Here is a 22,168-nt window from a genome sequence, read left to right as displayed (position 1 = left end):
CATTCCCGGAGGGGTGTTGACTGGGGAGCAGGCTAGCCGGCCTGCAACGTTCGACGAAGGAGAGACGATGCACACAAGGACACTGGGCCAGGGCCTCGAGGTTTCTGCACTGGGGCTGGGCTGCATGGGCATGTCGCAAAGCTACGGCCCCAACCCCGGGGACCGCGCCGGGATGATCGCAGTACTGCGCGGCGCCGTGGACCTTGGGGTCACTTTTTTCGACACCGCCGAGGTCTACGGGCCTTTTGTCAACGAGGAACTGGTGGGTGAGGCGCTGGAACCGGTCCGGGACCAGGTTGTCATTGCCACAAAGTTCGGCTGGCGGATCGAAGCCGGCAGATCCGTGGGGCTGGACAGCACGCCTGGGCGAATCAGGCAGGTGGCGGAGGAGTCCCTGCGCCGGCTGAGGGTGGACTGCCTCGATCTGTTCTACCAGCACCGGGTGGACCCCGATGTACCCATCGAGGACGTTGCCGGTACCGTGGCCGAACTCGTCCAGGCGGGCAAAGTCCGTCATTTTGGCCTTTCCGAAGCCTCGGCTGCCACCATCCGCGCCGCCCACGCAGTCTTCCCCGTCACCGCAGTGCAAAGCGAGTATTCGCTGTGGACCCGCGACCCGGAGCCGGAAGTCCTGCCCACGCTGGCGGAACTGGGCATCGGGTTTGTTCCGTTCAGCCCCCTGGGCAAGGGATTCCTCACGGGTACCGTTGACGCAGCCACCGAGTTTTCCACCGATGACGTCCGGAACACCATCCCACGGTTCACCAGCGGCAACCGGACCGCCAACCACACACTGGTGGACCACGTAACTGCGCTCGCCGCCGTCAGGGGCGCCACCCCCGGGCAGGTTGCGTTGGCCTGGCTGCTGGCGCAGCAGCCGTGGATCGTGCCCATCCCGGGAACCCGCCGTCGTGGGCGCCTGGTGGAAAATGCTGCCGCCACCGCCCTGGCGCTGTCCGCTGATGAGGTGGCAGACCTTAACGGCGTGGCCCGCCGGATCGGGGTGCAGGGCAACCGGTACAACGACACCCACCTGGGCCTGGTGGGCCGCTAGCCACTCCCCGGACCTGCGTCAAGCCGCTGAGCAGGGGCGATCTTGATCAAAGACTTGGTAAAACGCTGGCTGATTCCTGATGGTTGTGCGGCACCATCGAGGCAACGAGACCGCCAGGAGGGCTGCCATGCCAAGCGACCAGCACCCGCCGGTAGCCGGCCACACCGGCGACGGGGACCCTGCAACACCGCTGCCCGGCACCCTGGTGATCAGCACGTGGCACGAACCGCAGGGGTTCCGCGCACGGCTGACGTTCAGCACGGATCCCGACGGTGAACCCCGGACCCTCTACAGTGCCGACACCGCTGAGGTGCTGCGAACGGTGGGGCAATGGCTTGCGGGCCAGGCCACGGCCCGCGGGGATACCTGAGCTGCACGGCCGGCAGGCAGCACTTATGAGATGTCGGCAATAAGGCGCCCCAGGGCAGCCGATGGCGCCAGGCCCAGATCGGCCTTTAACTTTGCCCGGTACACCCTGAATGCCTGCAGGGCGGCGGCGTTGTTGCCCTGCAGCTTCTCCGCGCGGATGAGCAAACCCACGGCGCTCTCGTACAGGGGTTCCAGTTCGAGGGCGGCCTCGGAGGCTTCCAGCGCCGACTCGAAATCCCCGTGGGCCAGCGTCTCGCGGGCGATGATCTGGAAGGCGTGCAGCCGGTCGTGCCGCAGCCTGCTTTGTTCAAAAAGCACCCAGTCGTCGTACCAGCCGGGGAGCAGGTCCGCCCCGCGCAGCTGGTGCAGACTGGCGGCTGCGTTGCCGTTGACTCCCGAACGGCCCAGCTCCAGAATCTGCGCACGCACCCGGTGCAGGTCGACGTCGACCCCTTTGCTCAGCGACAGCACCCGGCCGCCGTTGACCAGCAGGCCTGGCGCCTGCCGCGAAACCAGGTGCACACTCACCCGGAGGCTCTCCAGGGCCCGCGACTCGCGGCATTCCGGCCAGAGCAGGCCCACCAGATACGGGCGGGGACGCGGCCCGCAGATGGCCAGGGCGGTAACGAGCCGCTGCTGGCGGACTGCGAGGTGCACCTCCGTGGTGTCGCAGCGCAGCTGCCAGGCCTGCAGGAGGTCCAGACAATAGCCAGGGATGTCGTCGCCGTTGCCCATGGGTACCCCCAAACAATCCGGCGTGGTTGGAAGGGCCGGATCCGTTGTAGCAACGACTTTTCTCCGCCGGGGGGCGCCCTGTCAATGGTCTCTATTAACTCTCCGCGTGTCGCGGTAAGGCCCGCCCTTGGCTACCAATACATTACGGCCGTGGTGCCGCTGCCGCCGGACCAGTAAAGGCGGACCCGCACCACATATTTCCGGTTCTGGAACAGCTTGACTGACACCTGGGCATTGCGTTCTTCGCCGCTGTCGTCGTCTCCGGCCAAGAAACGGAGTTGCCCATCCACCTCCTCAAAAAGAACCAGTACGGCATCGGCGTTGCCGAAAGTGCCGATTGTGTACGTCCTGGACTCGGACGGCTCGATGCGGAAATTTGCCTGGTCGCCCGGGCCAAGCGTCAGCGGGACGGACGCGAATGGTTCGAGGCGGGCGAAGCCGTTCTCAATGGTGGGATAGAACTTCAGGATCCACTCCTTGTCCGCCGGGGACAGCCCGCCCGGCGGCCGCAGCCCCTCGTGGTACTTCGCCGGCTGGACAATCAGGCCGGCCGGAAACCAGTATTCCATGACGGAGTCAGGGTCCCAGTTGGAGCCTTCAACCTCTGCGGCGTCGATTTTCCGCAGCACGTTGTTGAAGGTCTGGTCCCTGGACCAGAAGTTGGGGCTGCCGCCGAAGTACTGGTAAACTTTCGGTTCGTCCCAAACGATGCCGGTGAAGGGGTTCTGGTGCTCGTGGGGCATGCCCAGGGTGTGGCCGATCTCGTGCAACGCCGTGGTGCGGCCATAGTCGGTGGTCAAATCCCAGCCAAAGTTCATGGTGGCCTGTGCCATCCCGATCGACAGGACGTCGGTACCCACGTAGGACCACGACCCGTCGTTTTGGGCGAACCCGATCCTGACCTCCGACTCGCTCCGGTCCTGCACCTCCCGGAACTCGAGGCCGATCCCGAGGTTCTTCCACTCGGTGAACGCCTTGCGGACTGCCTCCTGCTGCGCTTCGGGTCCGCCCTGGAAGCAGTAGTGCAGGATGGTCCCGTTGACCCATTTGGTGGCGAATGTCCGGATGAGCTCCATCCGGTCCCCGGGCAAGCCGGGCGGCATCGGCCGGGGAATCCGTGCTTTGACGCTGCAAACCGGGGGCACATCCTGTTTAGCCATGGTCTTCTCCTTGAATCCTGGGTGGCGCGGGACCCCGCCACCCGCTTCCGAGCGGGCTCAGCAGCAGCTGCTGAAGATCGGGCGGTGGACCGGCAACCCCGCGGCCGCCGGTCCACCGCCCGTTACGGAACAGGCCATCAGCGCCGGAGCCGGCCGCTCATCACGTGACGTAAACCCACGGCACGCCCAGGTAGTTGGCGTTCCCGTCGCTGAAGTTCAGCTGGGCGTGGGAGCCGCCGCCGCGTGCATAAACGTACAGGGACGCGCTGGCACGCAGGTAGGCCTGGTCCGCGCCGAGCAGGTCCGAGTAGTACATGGTCCGCCAGCCGTCGAACCGGTCGTTGACGTTGATGTTGTCATCGGAGATATCCAGCACGTTGGTGGAGCCGGTAGCCTTGTAGTTGTATTGGTAGCCGACGGCGGACAGGTCGATCCTGACTTTTGCCTCCTTGGAGTCCCAGAAGCCGTCGTCAGAGCGGACAATGTGGAAGCCGTTGAACGGGATGTAGATGGTGTGGGCGTAGTTGCGGTTTTCCGGTGCACGGAACGTGAACCACCAGTCAATGTAGACAGTGAACGATCCCGCCCCCGTTCCAAACAGGCCGGAACCGGACCCACTGGCCGACAGCCAGGTGTCGAGCTGCCCCGGGTTGTAGCCCTGCCAGTACACGGTTCCGTCTGATCCGTGGAGGGTGGCGTAGTACGGCGTCAGCCATCCCACGGCCGCAGCCCCTGCACCCAGGCTCCCCTGCCCGGCGCCCGGATGCAGTCCCGTGCCGGTGGCCAGCGGTTCGGCCTCCGCCATCTCCCGGCGCATGTCGCCGGCCAGCTTTTCCGTCTGGGCCGTTTGCTCCTCGTTGTAAGTGTCCTGGTTCTGCAGGACGGCCGCGATGTCCTTGGGCAGGCTATCGCGCAGATCCGACAGCCGCTGCTGCCCGGTCCGCTCAAGCTGCTGCAGCCGGTCGGCTTGGGCCTTCTGCAGGCCCACAACCTCCTCGCGCCGGGCAGCGACAAGCTGCTCCAGGACCCTGTCGGTCTCGGTTGTTATCTTTTCCATGGTGCATCCTTTGTTGATTGCCATGGGGAGCAGTCCGCAAGCAGCGCCCCCCGGACCAGAGACCGGTGCCGCCACCATATGAAGGCGGGTGTTACTGCGCCGTTATCAGGGACCGCGCCGGCGGCGGCCTGAAACCCGGTAACGCTGCGATAACGCCGCCCCACTACCGTGCGAAGTGCATCGTGCATCGTGCGGCGGAAAGCCTGCAGTTTGGCGCACGGCGCGATGCTCAACCGCGCTGGGACGGTCAGGGTAAACCGGGTCGAATGATCCGGCCGTCCATAGCGGAGTTGTTGAGAGAGGTTTGGACATGCCAAGTCCATTTGTGGGTGAAGTCTTCACTTTCGGGAATCCTGATGGCTCGGAAGTGACCCTGCGGGGGTGGGGAAACCAGTTTGAAGCCGTCTTCGAGACACTCGACGGCTACACCGTGGTCCAGGCCGCTGACGGCTACTTTGAATATGCAACACCGGAAGGTGGCGGCGAATCCCTGGTTGCCGGTGGCAGCCGGGTGGGAACCGTGGATCCGGAAACCCTCGCCATCCCCAAACACCTGCGGGTCACCCGCGTGGCAAGCCGCATCCGGGCCGGCCAGGCCCGCAGCGCCATGGGGCCCGTCCCCCGGTGGATGCAGCGGCGGCAGGAAGAACAGGCGCGCCGCAACGCGCAGCAGCCGCCGGGACTGCAGCAGGAAGCCGGGCCGGACGGGCCCGGCGCTGCGCCGCCGTCGGGCAGCACCACAGGCGACTACCTGGGCCTGGTCCTGCTCATTGATTTCTCCGACTTCCCCCAGTCCATCAGCCGGCAGGAAGTGGATGACTTCTGCAACAAGGCAGGCTATTCCGGCTTCGGGAACAACGGGTCGGCCTTTGACTACTTCCGGGACGTATCTGATGGAAAGCTCCGGTACCGGAACCACGTGGCCGCCTACTACCGGGCAGCCCACGCACGCACCTACTACACGGATCCTGCCGTCGCCTACGGCACCCGCGCGCAGGAACTGATCCGGGAAGCCCTGGACAGCCTGGTGGCCAGCGGTTTCGACTTCTCGCACCTCACCGTTGACTCCGGAAACTTCATCCAGGCGCTGAGCGTCTTCTACGCCGGGAGCAGGTCCAACGCCTGGTCGCAGGGCCTGTGGCCCCACTCATGGGCGCTCGCCAGCACGTACTCCGTGGGCGGCGGCCGCCGGTTCTCCGACTACCAGATCACCGATCTCGGCAGCCAGCTGACCCTGCGGACCTTCTGCCACGAGAACGGGCACATGGTGTGCGATTTCCCGGATCTCTACGATTACGACGCCGTTAATGTGGGAAACGGCATCGGGCACTACTCGCTGATGTGCTTCGGTGGCCAGGACAAAAACCCCACCCAGGTGGAGGCCTACCTCAAGCACGCCGCCGGATGGTCCTCCAACGTCACCACCCTTGCCGCCGGTACCACTACCACCGTCGAGGCCGGCAGGAACGACTTCCTGATCCACGCCAGGAACGCCGCCGAGTACTTCATTATCGAAAACCGGCAGCAGTCCGGCCGGGACGCGGCGCTTCCCGACGCCGGCCTGGCCATCTGGCATGTCGACGTGAACGGCAACAACAGCAACGAACAAATGACGGCGGCCAAGCACTACGAGTGTTCGCTGGAACAGGCCGACAACCGGTTCGACCTTGAGCGCAGGGTCAACGGCGGCGACGTTGAGGACCTGTACGGCGGGGCGGCGGCCACGTTCGGCCCTGCAACAACCCCGGCCAGCAACTGGTGGGACGGCACCGCCTCCGGCCTGGACATCGAGCAGGTCTCCGCCGTGGGCGCCGCCATGACCGTCAAAACCAGGGCTACGGGGGCGCAGTGGTACTCCGCCCTGGCGGTTGACAGCGTGTTCACCACCCACCATGGCCAGAACGGCTGGGCAAGCCTCTCCGGCCTCGGCTGGCGCAAGATCCAGACCGGAGCCCCGGACGGCGTCACCAACATGCTGGCCGTCTTCACCGTGGCACGCAGCAAAAACCTGAGAGTCACTGTCAACGCCGACACCACCACCGTCTTCCAGACCTATCTCTGACCCGCCCACCTACGCAGAGGAACCAACCGACCATGTGGACCCTGATCAACCAGATTTTCACCACCCACCATGCCCAGAACGCCTGGGCCCTTCTCGCCGTGGACGGCGCCTGGCACAAGATCCTGCCCAACGCCGCCGACGGCGTGACCAACGTGCATCTGCTGCTCATCACTGCGAGGGCAAACGGCAAGCAGGCCTACGTTGTGCTGGACGCAGCCAAAAACATCACCCAGGTTTACTTGTAGCCGACGGGGGAACTCCGATGCCCAACGACATCACGATCAATATCTCCCTGGACCCGGCGGCCAGCGTCAAGGGCGCCGGCGACGCCGGGGCCGCACCGGCACCCGCCTCGATCGGGGGCCCAGGCACCTCCGGCGCGGCGGCGGCCGACGCGCAGGATCCGGGCGGGGCACCCGCTCCGCTCCCCCTGGACCAGCTGCCTGCCGGCTCGTCCGGCTCGTCCGGCGACGCGGAGGCGCCCGCGCCGGCACCGCCAGGGTCCTTCGGACCGGCAGCCGACGAAGCGCCGGGGCCGTCGCCGCTTGTGGACCTGCCACCGGAAAGCGGCAGCCGCAGCCGGGCAAAGGCCAAGTAGCTCACGCCTGTCATTGCGAGGAGGGAACGTCCGTGCCCCTGCCACCCCGGCCTGGCCTGGTTTCGGTTTCAGGCCACACATTCCTTACCGATGTGGTGCCTGATGTCTTCGATCAGCGCGACCTCGAGTACCGCCCGCGACTGCAACCGCTGCCCCATGCAATGGACGCCCGGCCCGGGCAGCACTTTGTCCTGACCCAAGTGGGAAGCTCCTGCACGGGACACGCGGTTGCTGCCATGATCAACACGGTCCTCGCCGCAGGACCGGACCCCATCCGGGTCAGCCCCTACATGATCTACAGCCTGGCACGCCGCTACGACGAGTTTGCCGGCGACGGCGACGAGGGCTCCTCCCTGCGCGGCGCGCTCAAAGGCTGGTTCTACCACGGGGTGCTCCCGGAACAGGACTGGCCGTCCCTGGCCGCGGATCCACAGATCGACCTGCACCCGGACCTGGCCGCAAAGGCCCTGCAACATCCGCTGGGTGCGTTTTACCGGGTCAACGCCTTCCGGCTGGACGACATGCAGTCGGCCATCACGGAGCTCAACGCGGTGGCGGCGTCCGCCAGGGTCCACTCCGGCTGGCTTAACCCAACGCTGGAACACCGCGACGACGGAACCAGCTATTACCGCATCAGCCGGCCCGACAAACTGGACCAGCTGGGCGGCCACGCCTTCTCGATCGTCGGATACAACGACGTTGGCTTCCTGGTGCAGAACAGCTGGGGAAAGAACTGGGGCGGCCACGGCTTTGCCACCCTGCCCTATGAGGACTGGCTCACCTCCGCCTACGACGCCTGGGTTGCCCGGCCGGGCGTTCCGTCGGTGCTCAACCTGCATGGCGTAACCAAGGTGGTCACAGCGACCACAGGCGGCCTCGCGCAAGGGCCCGGACCTGACCTGGAACGACTCAAGGACCATGTGGTTAACCTGGGCAACGAAGGGCGGCTCTCCACCAGCGGGCGTTTCATCAGCACCGGCGGGCAGATTGACCGGATCTTCCAGGCAATGGCCGCCAGCCATTCAGCCTGGCAGCAGGCCGCTGCCGGCGGCGCCGACGCGGTGCCACGGCGGATCGTTTTCTACGCGCACGGCGGACTCGTGGACGAGGAAGGCGGACTGCGGGTGGCGCAGGCCCAGCTCAACTGGTGGCTGAACAACAGGGTCTACCCAGTGAGCTTCGCCTGGCAAAGCGGCCCGATCGAAACCCTCACTAACCACCTCCGGGACGTCACCGGCGGCCTGATTCCCTTCGGCGGGCTTGGCTTCGACCTGGTGGAACAGGTGGACCGGCTGGTCGAAAAAATCGCGCACTCCCGGCTCGCCTGGATGTGGGCCGAAATGAAGGAAAACGCCACCAGGTCATCCGGGAACCTGCCTGGTCCCGTCTCCTGGAATCCGGTGGACAGTGCCGCCATGGAGAACCTGCCGGGGGCTTCGCTGGTGGTCAGCAGGCTCCGGGCCTACCTTGACGAAGTGGCCCCGGTGCCCGTGGAGGTGCATCTGGTGGCCCACAGTGCCGGCGCCATCTTCACGGCCCATATGCTGGCCCGGCTCCAGGCGGAGCAGATACCGGTGGCATCCCTGTGCTGGCTGGGACCTGCCATCCGGATCGATGACTTCGAAAGGCTGGTGATGCCGGCGCTGCAGACCCATCAGGTGGAAAGGTTCACCTCTTTTGGGCTGAGCGAGGCTTCCGAACTGGACGATGTGGTGGGCGCCGGTCCCCTGAACATCTACCAGAAGTCCCTGCTTTACCTGGTTTCCCGGGGACTGGAAAGCGGCGGTGAAACGCCGTTGGTGGGGCTGCAGCGCCACGTCAGCGAATCGGCATCCCTCACCGCACTGGCCAGGGACCGCCTCGCGAAGTTCTTCTGGTCACCCAGCCAGAACCCGGTGAGCGGACGGACCAGCGCCACCACCCACGGCGGACTGGACGAGGACATGTTCACCATGACCTCGGTGCTGCTGCAGATCCTGGGAACATCTGCCGTCACCACCAGGACAACGTTCCGGCCCTTTACAGCACTCGACAGTCCCGGCGCTTCGGGAGTAGCCGCCACCGACGTCCAAACCGTTAATGTCCAGCAGGCGGGTGCGGTCCCCGTCACCCGAACGGGCCACCAGCAAACTGCGGATGACCCGCCCGAATAAACGGCGAGGTTCTCTCCGCCTAAGGAAAAGCATTCAGGAAAGCGAGTAGCGCACCCGGCAATTGCCGCTAATTCGAACAAAACGCCCACGGCGTGCTATTCCGCAGCCGGGCGTTGCGATTCACCATGCGGTTTTCCACTGACGTTATTCAGGACGCTGTGCGCCTGCCGGTCAACAATTCCTGTGACCAACTGCTGGCCGGCACCAAAAATCACAGCCCACGCAAGGATCTGCGGTGAATTGTCCAGGGCCGTCAGGCCGGGAACAAAACCACCCCGCATCAGCATCAGTCCCAGGACAGCGGTCAAGGCACCCGTGGGCAGTTTGATCAGCGCCAGCCACAGCGGCAGGTGGTAGGGGGTCGAGGTGCCGGAAACCTTCCGCAGCGAGGCTGAGCCCGAGACGGCAGCGGCCAGGAGGCCCACAAACTCCACCAGGAAGATATCGCCTGCACCGGCCTGGGCACTGACCACCTCGTCCACGTCCGTGCCCGGCGGGACCGGATTGGCCGCTTCGAACCGGGTTTCGTTGGTGGGGCAGACGATTTTCTGGTCCGGGTTGAAACACAGCGCAAGGTCCGTGGGAGACCTGACACCCCAGAGCCCCAGCAGCAGCGCCAACAGCGTCAAGGCTGCAGCAGAGGCCAGGATCAGGGACTGGAAGCTCCTGGCCTGGGCGTAGACCTGCCGTGAGTGGGAATGGGCGGCAGCCACGGCCACGATCACCAGTTCACGGTGCTCTTCCGTCAGGGGCGGATCCCCGGACGCCCGGAACCGGACCAGGGTTTCCACCCGGATCCGGCGCGGATCGTGCTCGTCAAGGTACTTGCATACGTCCGAGTGGATGTCCGGCAGGCGGCCTTTGACGTAGTCGATCGGGGCCCTCCGGAGGAGCAGTTCATCGGCAGCCTGCAGGTTTGCCAGCGCGGACTCCACCTGCGCTGCCCGCCGCGCACCACCTCGCCGGCCGGCCTGGGCAATGCGCCTGGCTGCGTTCAGGTGCCGGCTGATGCCTTCGTCCAGGGCAGCTGCGCCGGGTGGCGCCGGTGCCTCCTGCCCGGCAACACCGCCGGCGGACTTCACCCATTCCGCCAGGGCGGCCATGGACGTGATCCTGGTGAGAATCTGGCTTTGCCAGCCATTGGCAACACGGATTTGCTTTTCCTGGGCTTCAGACATTCCAGCCGCCCTTCCGGGGCATTTGGCCGAATTTTATCCAGCCAGCGTTACTGGGCCGTTACTGGAACGCCGAAACCAGAATCAATGAAACTGCCGCAATAACGCCGCGCACGCGAGGGCTGCAAATTCATTGACAGCAAAGTGGCCCCCGGATAATATTTATTGCATTTACATTGATATACCTGCGCAGCCCCATGTCCGGGAATTATCCCGCTCCTTGCTCCGGCCATTATCGCCGGCCCCTGCATTTACGGCCCCACTCAACGGGCGCCATTTGGCCGCTGCCGGAAGCCGCGGCAAAAGGAGATTACGATGCCAGAATCACTGTCCCGGAAAATCATTATCCTGCGGGCGCCCGCCCTGCGTGCCACCCGCGACCCTTTCGACGGACCAGGGGCGCGGGGGCTGGAATCCGCGGCCCAGAACGTGGCCGAACGGGCCGCCGGCATGAGCGTGGAAACGGCCGGGTATCCTTCCGGCGCCACCATCAGTGCGCTGCAAAAGGACCCTACCGTCCTGGGGTTTGCTCCGGCGATGCCCATGAAGCTCATCGAACCTCTCGCCGCCGATGCTGCAACGGCCGCCGCCGCGACGTGGGGCGTCAAGGCCGTCGGCGCAGACACCTCGCCCTTCACCGGAGCCGGCGTGGTGGTCTCCGTCATTGATACAGGCATCGATGCCGACCATCCCGCGTTTACGGGAGTGGACCTGGTCACCAAGGACTTCACCGGCGCCGGCAGCGCGGAAGACGACAACGGCCACGGCACGCACTGCGCCGGAACCATCTTCGGCCGTGACCTCGGCGGCCAGCGGATCGGAGTGGCCCCTGGCGTCCAGAAGGCATTGATCGGCAAGGTCCTGGGCGGCCCCAACGGTGGCACCAGCGACATCCTGGCCTCAGCCATGCTGTGGGCTGCGGACAACGGCGCCAATGTGATCTCCATGTCGCTGGGCATGGACTTCCCCGGATGGGTGGACGAACTCGTCAACAACAACGGCCTCTCAATCCCGGCAGCCACCTCGATCGCCCTCGAAGGCTACCGCGCCAACGTGCGGCTCTTTGAACAGATCGCCAACCTCCTCAACGCCCGCGCGTCGGTGGCACAAACCACCATCGTGGTGGCAGCGGCCGGCAACGAAAGTGAACGGCTGGGCCAGCCGGCTTATGAAATCAACGTTGCCCCGCCCGCAGCGGCCTACGGGATCACGTCCGTGGCAGCCCTGGCGGACGGCGCCGGCGGGCTCACCGTCGCACCGTTCTCCAACACCATGGCAACGGTTGCCGGCCCCGGCGTGGGGGTCTTCAGTTCCTGGCTGAACGGGGGAACCAACACCATCAGCGGCACCAGCATGGCCACCCCGCATGTGGCCGGCGTGGCGGCGCTTTGGGCCGAACGGCTCCTCGCCCAGGGACCGCTGAGCCCGGTCCTGCTGCAGGCCAAACTCATTGCCTCGGGAACGTTCAAGCCACTCAAGGCCGGCACGGATCCGGTGGACGTGGGCTCGGGCCTGGTGCAGGCCCCCACGGCCGCCAGCTAGCAGTACCGGGCTAGCCCCGGCCCGCCAACTCCTGCCGGGCCGGCCGAAGGGGCGCAAAGAAGGCGGCAAGCCGGGCCGTCGCCTCGAGTGGCAGGACATCCGCCACGTACTGGTCGGGCCGGACCACCACCACGGCGCCACTGCGGCTGATGCCGCGCAGGTCGAAAATATCAGCCTGGGGGTCCACAGCGAAGACCTTCTCCAGGTAGGTCAGCCGGAATGGCCCCACCGTGGGTTTGAACACGGCGGGGACCGCGGAGATGTTGATGTCAGGGTGCGCCAGTTGGTAGATCACCTTCACGTCGAACCAGGCGTCGGCGTCAGCGCCCGACGGCGTCGCGGCCAGCGGCGAGTCGGTTGCGGATTCCAGCCACGCGGCAAAGTCCGCCAACGGTGAGTCGGCACCCGGCGTCGCGGCATCCGCGAAGACATAGATCCGCCAGCGGCCGTCCGCCCTGGCGTGATGCCCGAGGTGCAGGGGGTTGGTGTCGCAGACGCGGACCACGGGCGCGGACTTGAAGCGCTTGCCGATGGGGAAACCGGTGGCGAGGTCCTGGTGTTCCGGCGCGGCCACCAGCATGGACGGTGCGTACTGGGTCATGAACCCTGCCGGAAACTCCGCGGTGCTGACGTAGAAATCTTCCAGTTCCGTCGGGTCCTCGAAGTCTTCGGGCTTTTTGGCCATCAGGGTGGACCATTTCCTGTCGAAGTCGATGAGGTCCCTGGCCACCACCTGGCGTTCGGCCGAATAGGTGGACAGGAGGCTTTCCGGGCTGCGACCCTCCAGGACGTGGCCCAGTTTCCAGGCGATGTTAAAACCGTCCTGCATGGACACGTTCATGCCCTGGCCGGCCTTGGCACTGTGGGTATGGCACGCGTCCCCGGTGATAAATACGCGGGGGGTGCGGCTGCCGAGGTCTTCAGGCCGGACGTCGTCGAACCTGTCCGTGAGCCGGTGCCCCACCTCGTAGACGCTGTGCCACGCAACGTTGCGGACGTCGAGAGTATACGGGTGGAGGATCCCGTTGGCCTTGGCAATGATCTGCTCGATGGTGGTGCTCCGGACGCTGCCGTGCGTGGCCGGGTCCACCTCGCCCAGGTCAACGTACATCCGGAACAGGTGGCCACCCTCGCGTGGGATCAACAGGATGCTGCCGCCTGAGCCGGACTGGATGGCGCACTTGGTGCGGATATCGGGGAAATCGGTGACGGCCAGGACGTCCATCACGCCCCAGGCATGGTTCGCCTGGTCGCCGGCCAGGCTGCAGCCGATCGCTTCACGGACCTTGCTCCTTGCACCGTCCGCGCCCACCACGTATTTGGCGTGGACCGTGCGCTCCTTCCCCTCCTCCGGGCCGGCCGTACAGAGCAGGGTCACGCTCACCGGGTACTCGCCGTCGTCCGCCACGTCCAGCGAACGGAATTCGTAGCCGTAGTCGGGGCTCATCCGGGCCGGCGAAAAGGCCATGACCTCGGCGAAGTAGTCCAGCACCCTGGCCTGGTTGACGATCAGGTGCGGGAATTCGCTGATGCCCATCCCGTCGTCCACCGCCCTGGCGGCGCGGACAATCCGGGAGTGGTCCGCAGGGTCCGGCTTCCAGAACGCCATCTCCGTGATCCGGTAGGCCTCGGCGATGATGCGCTCCGCGAAGCCGAACGCCTGGAAGGTTTCCACGCTCCGCGCCTGGATGCCGTCCGCCTGGCCGATTGCCAGTCGGCCGGTCCTGCGCTCAACGATGCGGGTGGTGATGCCCGGGAACTGCGAAAGTTGTGCGGCGGCGAGCATTCCCGCCGGGCCGGTGCCGACAATCAGGACATCCACGTGGTCAGGAAGCCCCGCAGGCCGGTCGAGGCCCACGCCCGCCGCTGGTTGGATCCGCGGGTCACCGGAAACGTAGCCGTGGTGGTGGAACTGCATGTACTTTCCTCACTCCGTTGTGTGGCCGGCGGTTAACCGGGGCTGTTCGATAATCGAACAAGAAATTCCATAATCGAAAATCCTATGTTGCTCCAGAACTGTACGCCACGCGCCGAGGCCGTTTCAAGCACTGCAAAATAGGCCTTGACGGCGACCCCTCCCGGCGCAATACTCTTTCGTATACGATTTCGTACTCGATGAGGAGCAGCTTTTGGAACAGGTCACGGACCACACGCTGGCCGGCGCCCGCAAGGTCATCGCGGTGCACATCAACTACCCCAGCCGCGCGGCCCAGCGGGGCCGGACCCCCGCCCAGCCCTCATATTTCCTCAAACCAGCCAGCTCGCTGGCGCTGTCCGGCAGCAGCGTGGAACGACCCGCCGGCTGCGAACTCCTCGGCTTCGAAGGCGAAATCGCGCTTATCATCGGCACGCCCGCACGCCGCGTCGGCCTCGAGGACGCCTGGAGCCACGTCAAATGGGTCACAGCCGGTAACGACCTAGGTGTCTACGACCTCCGGTACGCCGACAAAGGCTCGAACCTCCGTTCCAAAGGCGGGGACGGCTTCACCCCCGTGGGCCCGGCACTGCTCCCGGCGGCCGCCGTCGACCCCGCCGGACTCCGCGTCCGCACCTGGCATAACGGCAACCCCGTCCAGGACGACACCACGGAGGATCTGCTCTTCCCTTTCGCCCGGCTGGTGGCGGACCTGTCACAGCTGCTGACCCTTGAGGCGGGCGACATCATCCTCACCGGCACGCCCGCGGGCGCATCCGTCGCCGTACCGGGGGACGTCCTCGAAGTTGAGGTCAGTACGACGGCGGCGGGTGCTGCCGGCGTCGCACTCACCACTGGCCGGCTGGCCACCCGCGTTGTGGAAGGCACTGAGCCGTTCGCCGGCTTTGGTGCGGGGCCGAAAACCGACGACCGGCAGCGCGAGGAAGCGTATGGTTCCCGCGAAGCGGCCGGAATCCCGGCTCCGGCCACCGTACTGACCCCGGCATTGAAGGCGAAGCTGGAACAGGTGGCCACCGCCACCCTGTCCTCGCAGCTGCGCAAACGCGGGCTCAATAACGTGAGCATTGACGGGCTCCAGGCCACCCGCCCGGACCGCAAGGTGGTGGGCCTGGCCCGGACCCTCCGTTTTGTGCCCAACCGCGAGGACCTCTTCAAGGCCCACGGCGGCGGGTTCAACGCCCAGAAGCAGGCCATCGACTCCGTGAACGAAGGCGAGATCCTCGTGATGGAAGCCCGCGGCGAAAAGGGCACCGGCACCGTCGGCGATATCCTGGCCCTCCGCGCCCAGGTGCGGGGCGCGGCCGCGATCATTACCGACGGCGGCGTCCGCGACTTTACAGCCGTGGCCGGCCTGGAGATGCCCACCTACTTCGCCAACCCGCACCCGGCAGTCCTGGGCAGGCGGCACATCCCCTGGGATACGGACATCACGATCGCCTGCGGCGGCGCCACCGTCCAGCCCGGCGACATCATTGTGGGGGACGCGGACGGCATCCTGGTGATCCCGCCTGCCATCGCCGCGGAGCTCGCGGACGACTGCATCCGGCAGGAACGGGAGGAAGCCTTTATTTTCGAGATGGTGGGGCAGGGACACAGCGTTGACGGGCTCTACCCGATGAACGCCGCCTGGCAGTCCCGCTTCGAGGAACGGGAAGCGGGCGCGCCCCATGCCTGACGGCGTGGCCACGGCCAGCAAATCCGAACAGGCCTACCAGGCCGTCAAAGCCCGGATCGTGGACGGCACCTATTCCCCCGGCTACCGCCTGGTGCTGGCCAAGATCGCCGAAGACCTGGGCGTCAGTGTGGTTCCTGTCCGCGAGGCCATCCGCAGGCTTGAAGCAGAGGGCCTGGTGACATTTGTTCGGAACGTCGGGGCAACGGTTGCCGGCATCGACCCCACCGAATACCTCTACACCATGCAGACGCTGAGCATCGTTGAAGGCGCGGCCACGGCGCTGTCAGCCCCGCTGATCGGACCGGCCGCCATTGACCGGGCCCGGGCCGTCAACGCGGAGATGCGCGACTGCCTGGACCATTTTGATCCCCTACGGTTCACCGCCCTCAACCAGGCGTTCCACAGCATCCTGTTCGAATCCTGCCCCAACCCGCACCTGTTGGACCTGGTGCACCGCGGCTGGAACCGGCTGGCCTCCCTCCGGTCCTCCACGTTCCGCTTCGTCCCCGGCCGCGCCCACGACTCCGTGGCTGAACACGAGGCCCTCCTGCAGCTGATTGAATCCGGCGCCGGTGCTGACACCATCGAGACGGCCGCGCGCCTGCACCGCTCCACCACCCTTGATGCCTACCTGGCCCAAACAAACCACTGACCAACGGACAAGGACCTCAACGATGACGACTCCTGCACAAACCACAGCCACGCATTACGTCCCCCAGGACCTGCCCGGCCACATCCAGCACTACATCAATGGCCGGTTTGTTGATTCCGTAGGTGGGGCAACCTTCGATGTCCTGGACCCGGTGTCCAACACCAACTACGCCACCGCAGCGGCAGGGCAGAAGGAGGACATCGACCTGGCCGTGGCCGCCGCCCGTGACGCCTTTGTGAACGGCCCGTGGCCCAGGATGAAGCCACGCGAACGCGCCCGCATCCTCAACAGGATCGCCGACGCCGTCGAGGCCCAGGAGTCCCGCCTCGCGGAACTTGAGACGTTTGACACCGGCCTGCCCATCACCCAGGCAAAAGGCCAGGCCCTGCGCGCAGCGGAGAACTTCCGGTTCTTCGCTGACCTGATTGTGGCCCAGTTCGATGACGCCATGAAGGTCCCGGGCGCCCAGATCAACTATGTGAACCGCAAGCCCATTGGTGTGGCCGGCCTGATCACGCCGTGGAACACCCCTTTTATGCTGGAGTCCTGGAAGCTCGCGCCCGCCCTGGCCACCGGCAACACCGTGGTCCTTAAACCGGCTGAGTTCACCCCGCTCTCGGCGTCGCTGTGGGCGCAGATCTTCAAGGATGCGGGACTCCCGGACGGCGTCTTCAACCTGGTCAACGGCCTCGGCGAGGAAGCAGGCGACGCGCTGGTGAAACATCCGGACGTCCCGCTGATCTCCTTCACCGGTGAAACCACCACCGGCCAGACCATTTTCCGCAACGCCGCCACCCACCTCAAGGGCCTGTCCATGGAGCTCGGTGGCAAGTCGCCCTGCGTGGTGTTCGCCGACGCGGACCTGGACGCCGCGATCGACTCCGCCCTGTTCGGGGTGTTTTCCCTGAACGGCGAGCGCTGTACCGCCGGTTCCCGCATCCTCGTGGAACGACCCATCTACGACGAATTCTGTGAAAGGTATGCGGCCCGGGCCAGGAACATTGTGGTGGGCGATCCGCACGATCCCCGGACCCAGGTGGGCGCACTGGTCCACCCGGAGCATTACGCAAAAGTGGCCTCGTACGTCGAGATCGGCAAAACCGAAGGCAGGCTCCTGGCCGGCGGCGGCCGCCCCGACCACCTCCCCGAAGGCAACTACATCGCACCCACGGTGTTTGCCGACGTCGGGCCCGGCGCCCGGATCTTCCAGGAGGAGATCTTCGGCCCTGTTGTTGCCATTACGCCGTTTGAGGACGACGACGAAGCACTCGCCCTGGCCAACAACACCAAGTATGGGTTGGCCGCGTACATCTGGACCCAGAACCTGACCCGGGCGCACACGTTCTCCCAGAACGTCGAAGCCGGCATGGTGTGGCTCAACAGCCACAACGTCCGGGACCTCCGCACCCCGTTCGGTGGCGTCAAGTCCTCCGGGCTGGGCCATGAAGGCGGCTACCGCTCCATCGACTTCTACACCGACCAGCAGGCGGTCCACATCAGCCTCGGCGCGGTACACACCCCCAAGTTCGGCGCCTAAGCACCACCCCGCCCAACTGACTCGCAGTTGTTGTCGTTATGGGCCCCCAAAACGACAACAACTGCGACCTAGTTGGGCCTCGAGACCCTTTCAACGAAGAGAGCGCACCATGACGAATTTTGTTCCCACCCCCACCGCCCCGGCTCCGGACATTGTCCGCTGCGCCTACATGGAAATTGTGGTCACCGACCTCGCCAAGTCCCGCGAGTTCTATGTGGATGTCCTGGGCCTGCACGTCACCGAGGAAGACGGCAGCACCATCTATCTGCGGTCCCTGGAGGAGTTCATCCACCACAACCTGGTGCTCCGCCAGGGCCCCGTCGCCGCGGTGGCCGCCTTCGCCTACCGGGTCAAGTCCCCCGCCGAGGTGGATGCCGCCGAAGCCTACTACCGCGAACTGGGCTGCCGGATTGAGCGCCGCAAGGAAGGCTTCACCAGAGGCGTTGGGGACTCCGTCCGGGTGGAGGACCCCCTGGGCTTCCCGTACGAGTTCTTCTACGATGTGGAACACGTCGAACGCCTCACCCAGCGCTATGACCTCTACTCCGCCGGAGAACTGGTCCGCCTGGACCACTTCAACCAGGTCACCCCGGACGTTCCCCGCGGCCGCGCCTACCTCGAAGACCTCGGCTTCCGCGTCTCCGAAGACATCAAGGATGCCGACGGCGTCACGTACGCCGCGTGGATGCACCGCAAGCAAACCGTGCACGACACCGCCCTGACCGGCGGCAACGGGCCCCGGATGCACCACGTCGCGTTCGCCACCCACGAAAAGCACAACATCATCCAGATCTGCGACAAGATGGGCGCGCTGCGCATCAGCGACAGGATCGAACGCGGCCCCGGCCGGCACGGCGTCTCCAACGCCTTCTACCTCTACATCCTGGACCCGGACAACCACCGGATCGAGATCTACACCCAGGATTACTACACCGGCGACCCCGACAACCCCACCATCACCTGGGACGTGCACGACAACCAGCGCCGCGACTGGTGGGGCAACCCGGTGGTCCCCTCCTGGTACACGGAAGCTTCCCTGGTCCTGGACCTGGACGGGAACCCGCAACCGGTGATCGTCCGGGAGGAAAAAAGCGAAATGGCTGTCACCGTCGGGGCTGACGGCTTCTCCTACACCCGGCCCACCGGCGACGGCGCCGCCGAAGGGTTCAAGCTCGGGGCCCAGCTGTGACCCTGGACCAATCCACAATTGAGGCCATCGCGGATGAGTTGGTGGCGGCCGGCCGCTCCCGGACGCCGGTCCCCCGGCTCACTGCCCGCTACCCGGGCATGACGGTGGCCGATTCCTACGCCGTGCAGCAGCTGTGGCGGCGGCGGAACGAGGAAGCCGGCCGCACCCTGGTGGGCCGGAAGATCGGCCTCACGTCCAGGGCCATGCAGGCCGCCACGGGCATCACCGAGCCGGATTACGGCGCCATCTTCGATGACATGGTCCTCGACACCGGCTGCTCCGTGACCTGGGACAAGTACACGCACCCGCGGGTGGAGGTGGAGCTCGCGTTTGTGTTGAAGTCAGCGCTCAAGGGCCCGGGCTGCACCATTTTCGATGTCCTGAACGCTACCGACTACGTGGTTCCGGCCCTGGAGATCCTGGACTCCCGGATCGAGATGGAGGGCCGGACCATCGTGGACACCATCGCTGACAACGCCGCGATGGGAGCCATGGTGATCGGCGGCAACCCCGTGAAACCCGACTCCGTGGACCTCCGCTGGGTCTCCGCTATCCTCTACAAAAACCAGACCGTCGAAGAAACCGGAGTTGCGGCAGGAGTCCTGGACCACCCCGCCAACGGAGTGCACTGGCTCGCCAACAAAATCGCCGCCCACGGGGACACGCTCAAAGCCGGCGACATCATCCTGGCAGGCTCCTTCACCCGTCCCCTCTGGGTAGCCAAAGGCGATACGGTGCACGCAGACTACGGACCCCTCGGGAGTGTCACATGCCGGTTCGACTAGAAGACACCTTCCGGGACACCCTGCGCCATCAAAAAGAAAACGCCGGCAGGCCATTGGCCGGGATGTGGGTGTGCTCCGGCAGCCCGCTCATCGCGGAGCTCTGCGCCGGCTCCGGCCTGGACTGGCTGCTGGTGGACGCCGAGCACAGCCCCAACGGACTCGAATCCATCCTCGCCCAGCTCCAGGCCATCCACGGCTACCCCGTCCACACGCTGGTCCGGCCGCCGGTCAACGACACCGTACTCATCAAGCAGTACCTCGACCTCGGCGTGCAGAACCTGCTGATCCCCATGGTCCACTCGGTCCAGGACGCCGAAGCGGCGGTCGCGGCCACCCGCTACCCGCCCCACGGCGTCCGGGGCGTCGGATCCGCCCTGGCCCGGGCCGCCCGCTGGAACCGCGTCCCGGACTACCTGGCCCGGGCCAACGACACCATCAGCCTCACCGTGCAGATCGAATCAGCCGCCGCAGTCGACGCCGTCGCGGAAATCCTCGCGGTGGACGGCGTGGACGCCATCTTCCTTGGCCCCTCCGACCTCGCCGCGTCCATGGGACTTCTCGGACAGCAGGAACACCCCACGGTGATGGCCGCCGTCGAACACTGCCTCGCCGCCGCGAAGGCTGCCGGCAAACCCGCCGGCGTCAACGCCTTCAACCCCGCCACCGCCCGGCACTACCTCGACGTTGGGGCCGCCTTCATCCTGGTGGGCGCCGACGTCGCCCTCCTGGCCCGGGGCAGCGAGGCGCTGGCGGCGGAATTTGCCCGGACTGACGACGGCGGGACCCCCGGCAGCTACTGACCCCCGGTCCGGGAGGCTTCGGCGTCGTCGCCGAACGACGCCTGCAGGGTCCGCTTCAGGATTTTCCCGCTGGGGCCCAGGGGCAGCTCGGTCCGCAGCTCGATGAGGCGGGGGTACTTGTGGGCCGCTAGCCGGGCCTGCGCAAATTCCGCCAGTTCCCCGGTCGTCACGGTGCTGCCGGGCACGGCGATCACAGCCGCGGCGATCTCCTGGCCATGGACCTCATGCGGTACCCCGAAAACCGCCACCGTGGCCACGTCCGGATGCTGGCTGAGGACTTCCTCGACCTCCCGCGGGTAGACGTTGTAGCCGTTCCGGATGATCATGTCGCCCTTGCGGTCCATGATGCGCAGGTAGCCGTCCCCGTCCTTGGTACCGAGGTCCCCCGTCCGGAACCAGCCGTCCACCAGGGCTTCGGCGGTGGCATCGGGCCGGTTCAGGTACCCCTTGAACAGGTTGTGGCCCCGGACCACCAGTTCGCCCAGCTCACCTGCCGGAAGCAGTTCGATGGCATCGGCCACCTCCGGCCGGGCAATGGCCACCTCCACTCCCCAGATTGCAGTACCGATGGTTCCGGGACGCGGTGTGGTGCCCACATGGTTGAAACTCGCCACCGGGGACGTCTCCGTCAGCCCGTAGCCCTCGTAGATTTCCACACCGAAAAGTTCGCGGAAGCGATCGATCACGGCCACGGGAAGGGAGGAGCCACCCGAGATGCCATACCTCAGTCCCTCGGGGCGGCCCGGACTGGCCCTGATCGCTTCCAGGAGGGCCATGTACATCGTGGGGACGCCGAAGAAGATGTCAATGTTGTGGCGGCGCACCAGGTCCAATGCTGCCGCGCCGGTGAACCTCGGCAGCATCACCACAGTGGCCCCGGCGCGCAGGCCGGCGTTGAGCACACACGTCTGGCCGAACGTGTGGAACAGCGGAAGCCCGCCGAATATTTTGTCTCCGGCGCGGAGGTCGAATGTACTGGTGAGCAGCACGTTCACCTGCTCCACAAGCGCGAAATGCGTTCCCAGCGCCCCCTTTGGCTTCCCGGTGGTGCCCGAGGTGTACAGGATGGTTGCCGTGTCCTCCGGCCGGCGCGGCACGTACGTCCGGATAGGTTCGGTATCCGCCGCCGCGTCTTCGAGGCGCGGCAGTCCGTCCGTTGCCTCGGCCGCCAGGACGGTCAGGACCGGGGTTCCCGCGGCCCGGGCGCCCGGTTCGCCTTCCGGCAGCAGCGGCGCCGCGCAGACCAGCAGCTCCGCGCCGCTGTCCCGGATCACGTACTCGATTTCCCGTGCCTTCAGTAGCGCATGGACAGGCACCACGATGCCGCCCAGGGCCAGGACCGCGAAGTAAACGCGGGCAAAGTCGGCCACGTTGGGGACCAGGATGGCCACGGGCACGCCCGGGCCCACGCCGCGGTCCCGCAGTGCCCCGGCGTAGGCCCTGGCCTGGTCCCAGAGAGCGGCATAGGTAACACTTTCGTCACCCACGATCAAAGCGACTGCGTCGGCCCTGCGGGCAGCTGACTCGGCAAGGATGGCGGCGACGGAGATGGTGCCGAAGCCGTCGTTGGCTTGTTCTGTTCCCATGGCAACTTCCTTCGTGCAGCTGGTGCTGGAATTCGGGTGTCCGTGCAGGCCGGACCCGGGGAGCCGGTCAGGACGCTGTTGTGCACAGCATAGTGCCCGCGCC

General features: G+C 66.1%; 19 protein-coding genes. 13 read left to right on the top strand and 6 right to left on the bottom strand.

Translation table 11 applies throughout. The features are described 5' to 3' along the window. Positions 1 to 67 precede the first annotated feature (67 nt). Positions 68 to 1,054, top strand: coding sequence for an aldo/keto reductase (locus QRN07_RS02265; protein WP_050685175.1), 987 nt, complete (start codon positions 68 to 70; stop codon positions 1,052 to 1,054). A 127-nt stretch (positions 1,055 to 1,181) separates the two neighbouring features. Next, positions 1,182 to 1,424 carry a hypothetical protein gene (locus QRN07_RS02260; RefSeq protein WP_056599881.1) on the top strand — a complete coding sequence of 81 codons (243 nt, stop codon included), beginning with the start codon at positions 1,182 to 1,184 and terminating at the stop codon, positions 1,422 to 1,424. Positions 1,425 to 1,447: 23 nt separating this feature from the next. Here the strand turns inward: QRN07_RS02260 and QRN07_RS02255 are convergent, their stop codons facing one another. From QRN07_RS02255 to QRN07_RS02245, 3 genes are all read right to left on the bottom strand, one after another. Continuing rightward, positions 1,448 to 2,158, bottom strand: a complete 711-nt coding sequence (locus QRN07_RS02255) for an AfsR/SARP family transcriptional regulator (protein WP_050685177.1) — start codon at positions 2,156 to 2,158, stop codon at positions 1,448 to 1,450. A gap of 131 nt (positions 2,159 to 2,289) precedes the next feature. Then, positions 2,290 to 3,318, bottom strand: a complete 1,029-nt coding sequence (locus tag QRN07_RS02250; RefSeq protein ID WP_285240271.1) for a M12 family metallopeptidase — start codon at positions 3,316 to 3,318, stop codon at positions 2,290 to 2,292. A gap of 160 nt (positions 3,319 to 3,478) precedes the next feature. Beyond that, positions 3,479 to 4,375 carry a hypothetical protein gene (locus QRN07_RS02245; RefSeq protein ID WP_285240270.1) on the bottom strand — a complete coding sequence of 299 codons (897 nt, stop codon included), beginning with the start codon at positions 4,373 to 4,375 and terminating at the stop codon, positions 3,479 to 3,481. A 310-nt stretch (positions 4,376 to 4,685) separates the two neighbouring features. Here QRN07_RS02245 and QRN07_RS02240 point away from each other — a divergent pair, with 310 nt between their 5' ends. The 4 genes from QRN07_RS02240 to QRN07_RS02225 are packed head-to-tail and all read left to right on the top strand — an operon-like array spanning position 4,686 to position 9,188. Then, positions 4,686 to 6,437: a M6 family metalloprotease domain-containing protein gene (locus tag QRN07_RS02240; RefSeq protein WP_050685180.1), complete on the top strand. Its 1,752-nt coding sequence runs from the start codon at positions 4,686 to 4,688 to the stop codon at positions 6,435 to 6,437. Between the two features lie 32 nt (positions 6,438 to 6,469). After that, the gene (locus QRN07_RS02235; RefSeq protein ID WP_056599878.1) at positions 6,470 to 6,682 is read left to right on the top strand and encodes a hypothetical protein; all 213 of its coding nucleotides are present in this window, start codon (positions 6,470 to 6,472) and stop codon (positions 6,680 to 6,682) included. A gap of 17 nt (positions 6,683 to 6,699) precedes the next feature. Beyond that, positions 6,700 to 7,035, top strand: a complete 336-nt coding sequence (locus QRN07_RS02230) for a hypothetical protein (protein WP_056599875.1) — start codon at positions 6,700 to 6,702, stop codon at positions 7,033 to 7,035. Between the two features lie 32 nt (positions 7,036 to 7,067). After that, positions 7,068 to 9,188 carry a C1 family peptidase gene (locus QRN07_RS02225; protein WP_285240269.1) on the top strand — a complete coding sequence of 707 codons (2,121 nt, stop codon included), beginning with the start codon at positions 7,068 to 7,070 and terminating at the stop codon, positions 9,186 to 9,188. 95 nt (positions 9,189 to 9,283) lie between these two features. Here QRN07_RS02225 and QRN07_RS02220 read toward each other — a convergent pair whose 3' ends face one another. Further along, positions 9,284 to 10,366 (bottom strand): hypothetical protein, encoded by a 1,083-nt coding sequence (locus tag QRN07_RS02220; protein WP_285240268.1) that lies wholly within the window; start codon positions 10,364 to 10,366, stop codon positions 9,284 to 9,286. Between the two features lie 312 nt (positions 10,367 to 10,678). Here QRN07_RS02220 and QRN07_RS02215 point away from each other — a divergent pair, with 312 nt between their 5' ends. Next, positions 10,679 to 11,905, top strand: coding sequence for a S8 family peptidase (locus QRN07_RS02215; RefSeq protein WP_050685185.1), 1,227 nt, complete (start codon positions 10,679 to 10,681; stop codon positions 11,903 to 11,905). A 10-nt stretch (positions 11,906 to 11,915) separates the two neighbouring features. Here QRN07_RS02215 and QRN07_RS02210 read toward each other — a convergent pair whose 3' ends face one another. Beyond that, positions 11,916 to 13,823 (bottom strand): FAD-binding monooxygenase, encoded by a 1,908-nt coding sequence (locus QRN07_RS02210; RefSeq protein WP_285240267.1) that lies wholly within the window; start codon positions 13,821 to 13,823, stop codon positions 11,916 to 11,918. 211 nt (positions 13,824 to 14,034) lie between these two features. Between QRN07_RS02210 and QRN07_RS02205 the strand changes: the two genes are divergently transcribed. From QRN07_RS02205 to QRN07_RS02180, 6 genes are all read left to right on the top strand, one after another. Then, a complete protein-coding gene (locus QRN07_RS02205) occupies positions 14,035 to 15,516 on the top strand; it encodes a fumarylacetoacetate hydrolase family protein (RefSeq protein ID WP_285240266.1) in 1,482 nt (493 codons plus the stop codon). Beyond that, positions 15,509 to 16,168 (top strand): GntR family transcriptional regulator, encoded by a 660-nt coding sequence (locus tag QRN07_RS02200; protein ID WP_285240265.1) that lies wholly within the window; start codon positions 15,509 to 15,511, stop codon positions 16,166 to 16,168. Before QRN07_RS02205 ends, QRN07_RS02200 begins: the two co-directional genes overlap by 8 nt. A gap of 22 nt (positions 16,169 to 16,190) precedes the next feature. Continuing rightward, positions 16,191 to 17,705 (top strand): 5-carboxymethyl-2-hydroxymuconate semialdehyde dehydrogenase, encoded by a 1,515-nt coding sequence (gene hpaE, locus QRN07_RS02195; protein WP_285240264.1) that lies wholly within the window; start codon positions 16,191 to 16,193, stop codon positions 17,703 to 17,705. A 109-nt stretch (positions 17,706 to 17,814) separates the two neighbouring features. Then, on the top strand, positions 17,815 to 18,894 hold the full coding sequence (hpaD, locus tag QRN07_RS02190; protein WP_285240263.1) for a 3,4-dihydroxyphenylacetate 2,3-dioxygenase: 1,080 nt from the start codon (positions 17,815 to 17,817) through the stop codon (positions 18,892 to 18,894). 2 nt (positions 18,895 to 18,896) lie between these two features. After that, on the top strand, positions 18,897 to 19,679 hold the full coding sequence (gene hpaH / locus QRN07_RS02185) for a 2-oxo-hept-4-ene-1,7-dioate hydratase (protein ID WP_285240356.1): 783 nt from the start codon (positions 18,897 to 18,899) through the stop codon (positions 19,677 to 19,679). Beyond that, on the top strand, positions 19,664 to 20,479 hold the full coding sequence (locus QRN07_RS02180; RefSeq protein ID WP_285240262.1) for an HpcH/HpaI aldolase family protein: 816 nt from the start codon (positions 19,664 to 19,666) through the stop codon (positions 20,477 to 20,479). Before hpaH ends, QRN07_RS02180 begins: the two co-directional genes overlap by 16 nt. On the opposite strand, the gene QRN07_RS02175 is transcribed toward QRN07_RS02180, so the two are convergent. Next, the gene (locus QRN07_RS02175; protein WP_285240261.1) at positions 20,473 to 22,065 is read right to left on the bottom strand and encodes a long-chain-fatty-acid--CoA ligase; all 1,593 of its coding nucleotides are present in this window, start codon (positions 22,063 to 22,065) and stop codon (positions 20,473 to 20,475) included. The genes QRN07_RS02180 and QRN07_RS02175 overlap by 7 nt on opposite strands. Between the last annotated feature and the right edge of the window lie 103 nt (positions 22,066 to 22,168).

This window comes from Pseudarthrobacter sp. MEB009 (genome assembly GCF_030208875.1).
GTDB lineage: Bacteria > Actinomycetota > Actinomycetes > Actinomycetales > Micrococcaceae > Arthrobacter.
The sequence above is the reverse complement of the archived record's forward strand: the minus strand, read 5'-3'. Positions and strand labels throughout refer to the sequence as shown.

Coding starts and splice junctions, on each gene's coding strand:
- QRN07_RS02265 (WP_050685175.1), top strand. CDS start 68: ATGCACACAAGGACACTGGGCCAGGGCCTCGAGGTTTCTGCACTGGGG.
- QRN07_RS02260 (WP_056599881.1), top strand. CDS start 1,182: ATGCCAAGCGACCAGCACCCGCCGGTAGCCGGCCACACCGGCGACGGG.
- QRN07_RS02255 (WP_050685177.1), bottom strand. CDS start 2,158: ATGGGCAACGGCGACGACATCCCTGGCTATTGTCTGGACCTCCTGCAG.
- QRN07_RS02250 (WP_285240271.1), bottom strand. CDS start 3,318: ATGGCTAAACAGGATGTGCCCCCGGTTTGCAGCGTCAAAGCACGGATT.
- QRN07_RS02245 (WP_285240270.1), bottom strand. CDS start 4,375: ATGGAAAAGATAACAACCGAGACCGACAGGGTCCTGGAGCAGCTTGTC.
- QRN07_RS02240 (WP_050685180.1), top strand. CDS start 4,686: ATGCCAAGTCCATTTGTGGGTGAAGTCTTCACTTTCGGGAATCCTGAT.
- QRN07_RS02235 (WP_056599878.1), top strand. CDS start 6,470: ATGTGGACCCTGATCAACCAGATTTTCACCACCCACCATGCCCAGAAC.
- QRN07_RS02230 (WP_056599875.1), top strand. CDS start 6,700: ATGCCCAACGACATCACGATCAATATCTCCCTGGACCCGGCGGCCAGC.
- QRN07_RS02220 (WP_285240268.1), bottom strand. CDS start 10,366: ATGTCTGAAGCCCAGGAAAAGCAAATCCGTGTTGCCAATGGCTGGCAA.
- QRN07_RS02215 (WP_050685185.1), top strand. CDS start 10,679: ATGCCAGAATCACTGTCCCGGAAAATCATTATCCTGCGGGCGCCCGCC.
- QRN07_RS02210 (WP_285240267.1), bottom strand. CDS start 13,823: ATGCAGTTCCACCACCACGGCTACGTTTCCGGTGACCCGCGGATCCAA.
- QRN07_RS02200 (WP_285240265.1), top strand. CDS start 15,509: ATGCCTGACGGCGTGGCCACGGCCAGCAAATCCGAACAGGCCTACCAG.
- hpaE (WP_285240264.1), top strand. CDS start 16,191: ATGACGACTCCTGCACAAACCACAGCCACGCATTACGTCCCCCAGGAC.
- hpaD (WP_285240263.1), top strand. CDS start 17,815: ATGACGAATTTTGTTCCCACCCCCACCGCCCCGGCTCCGGACATTGTC.
- QRN07_RS02180 (WP_285240262.1), top strand. CDS start 19,664: ATGCCGGTTCGACTAGAAGACACCTTCCGGGACACCCTGCGCCATCAA.
- QRN07_RS02175 (WP_285240261.1), bottom strand. CDS start 22,065: ATGGGAACAGAACAAGCCAACGACGGCTTCGGCACCATCTCCGTCGCC.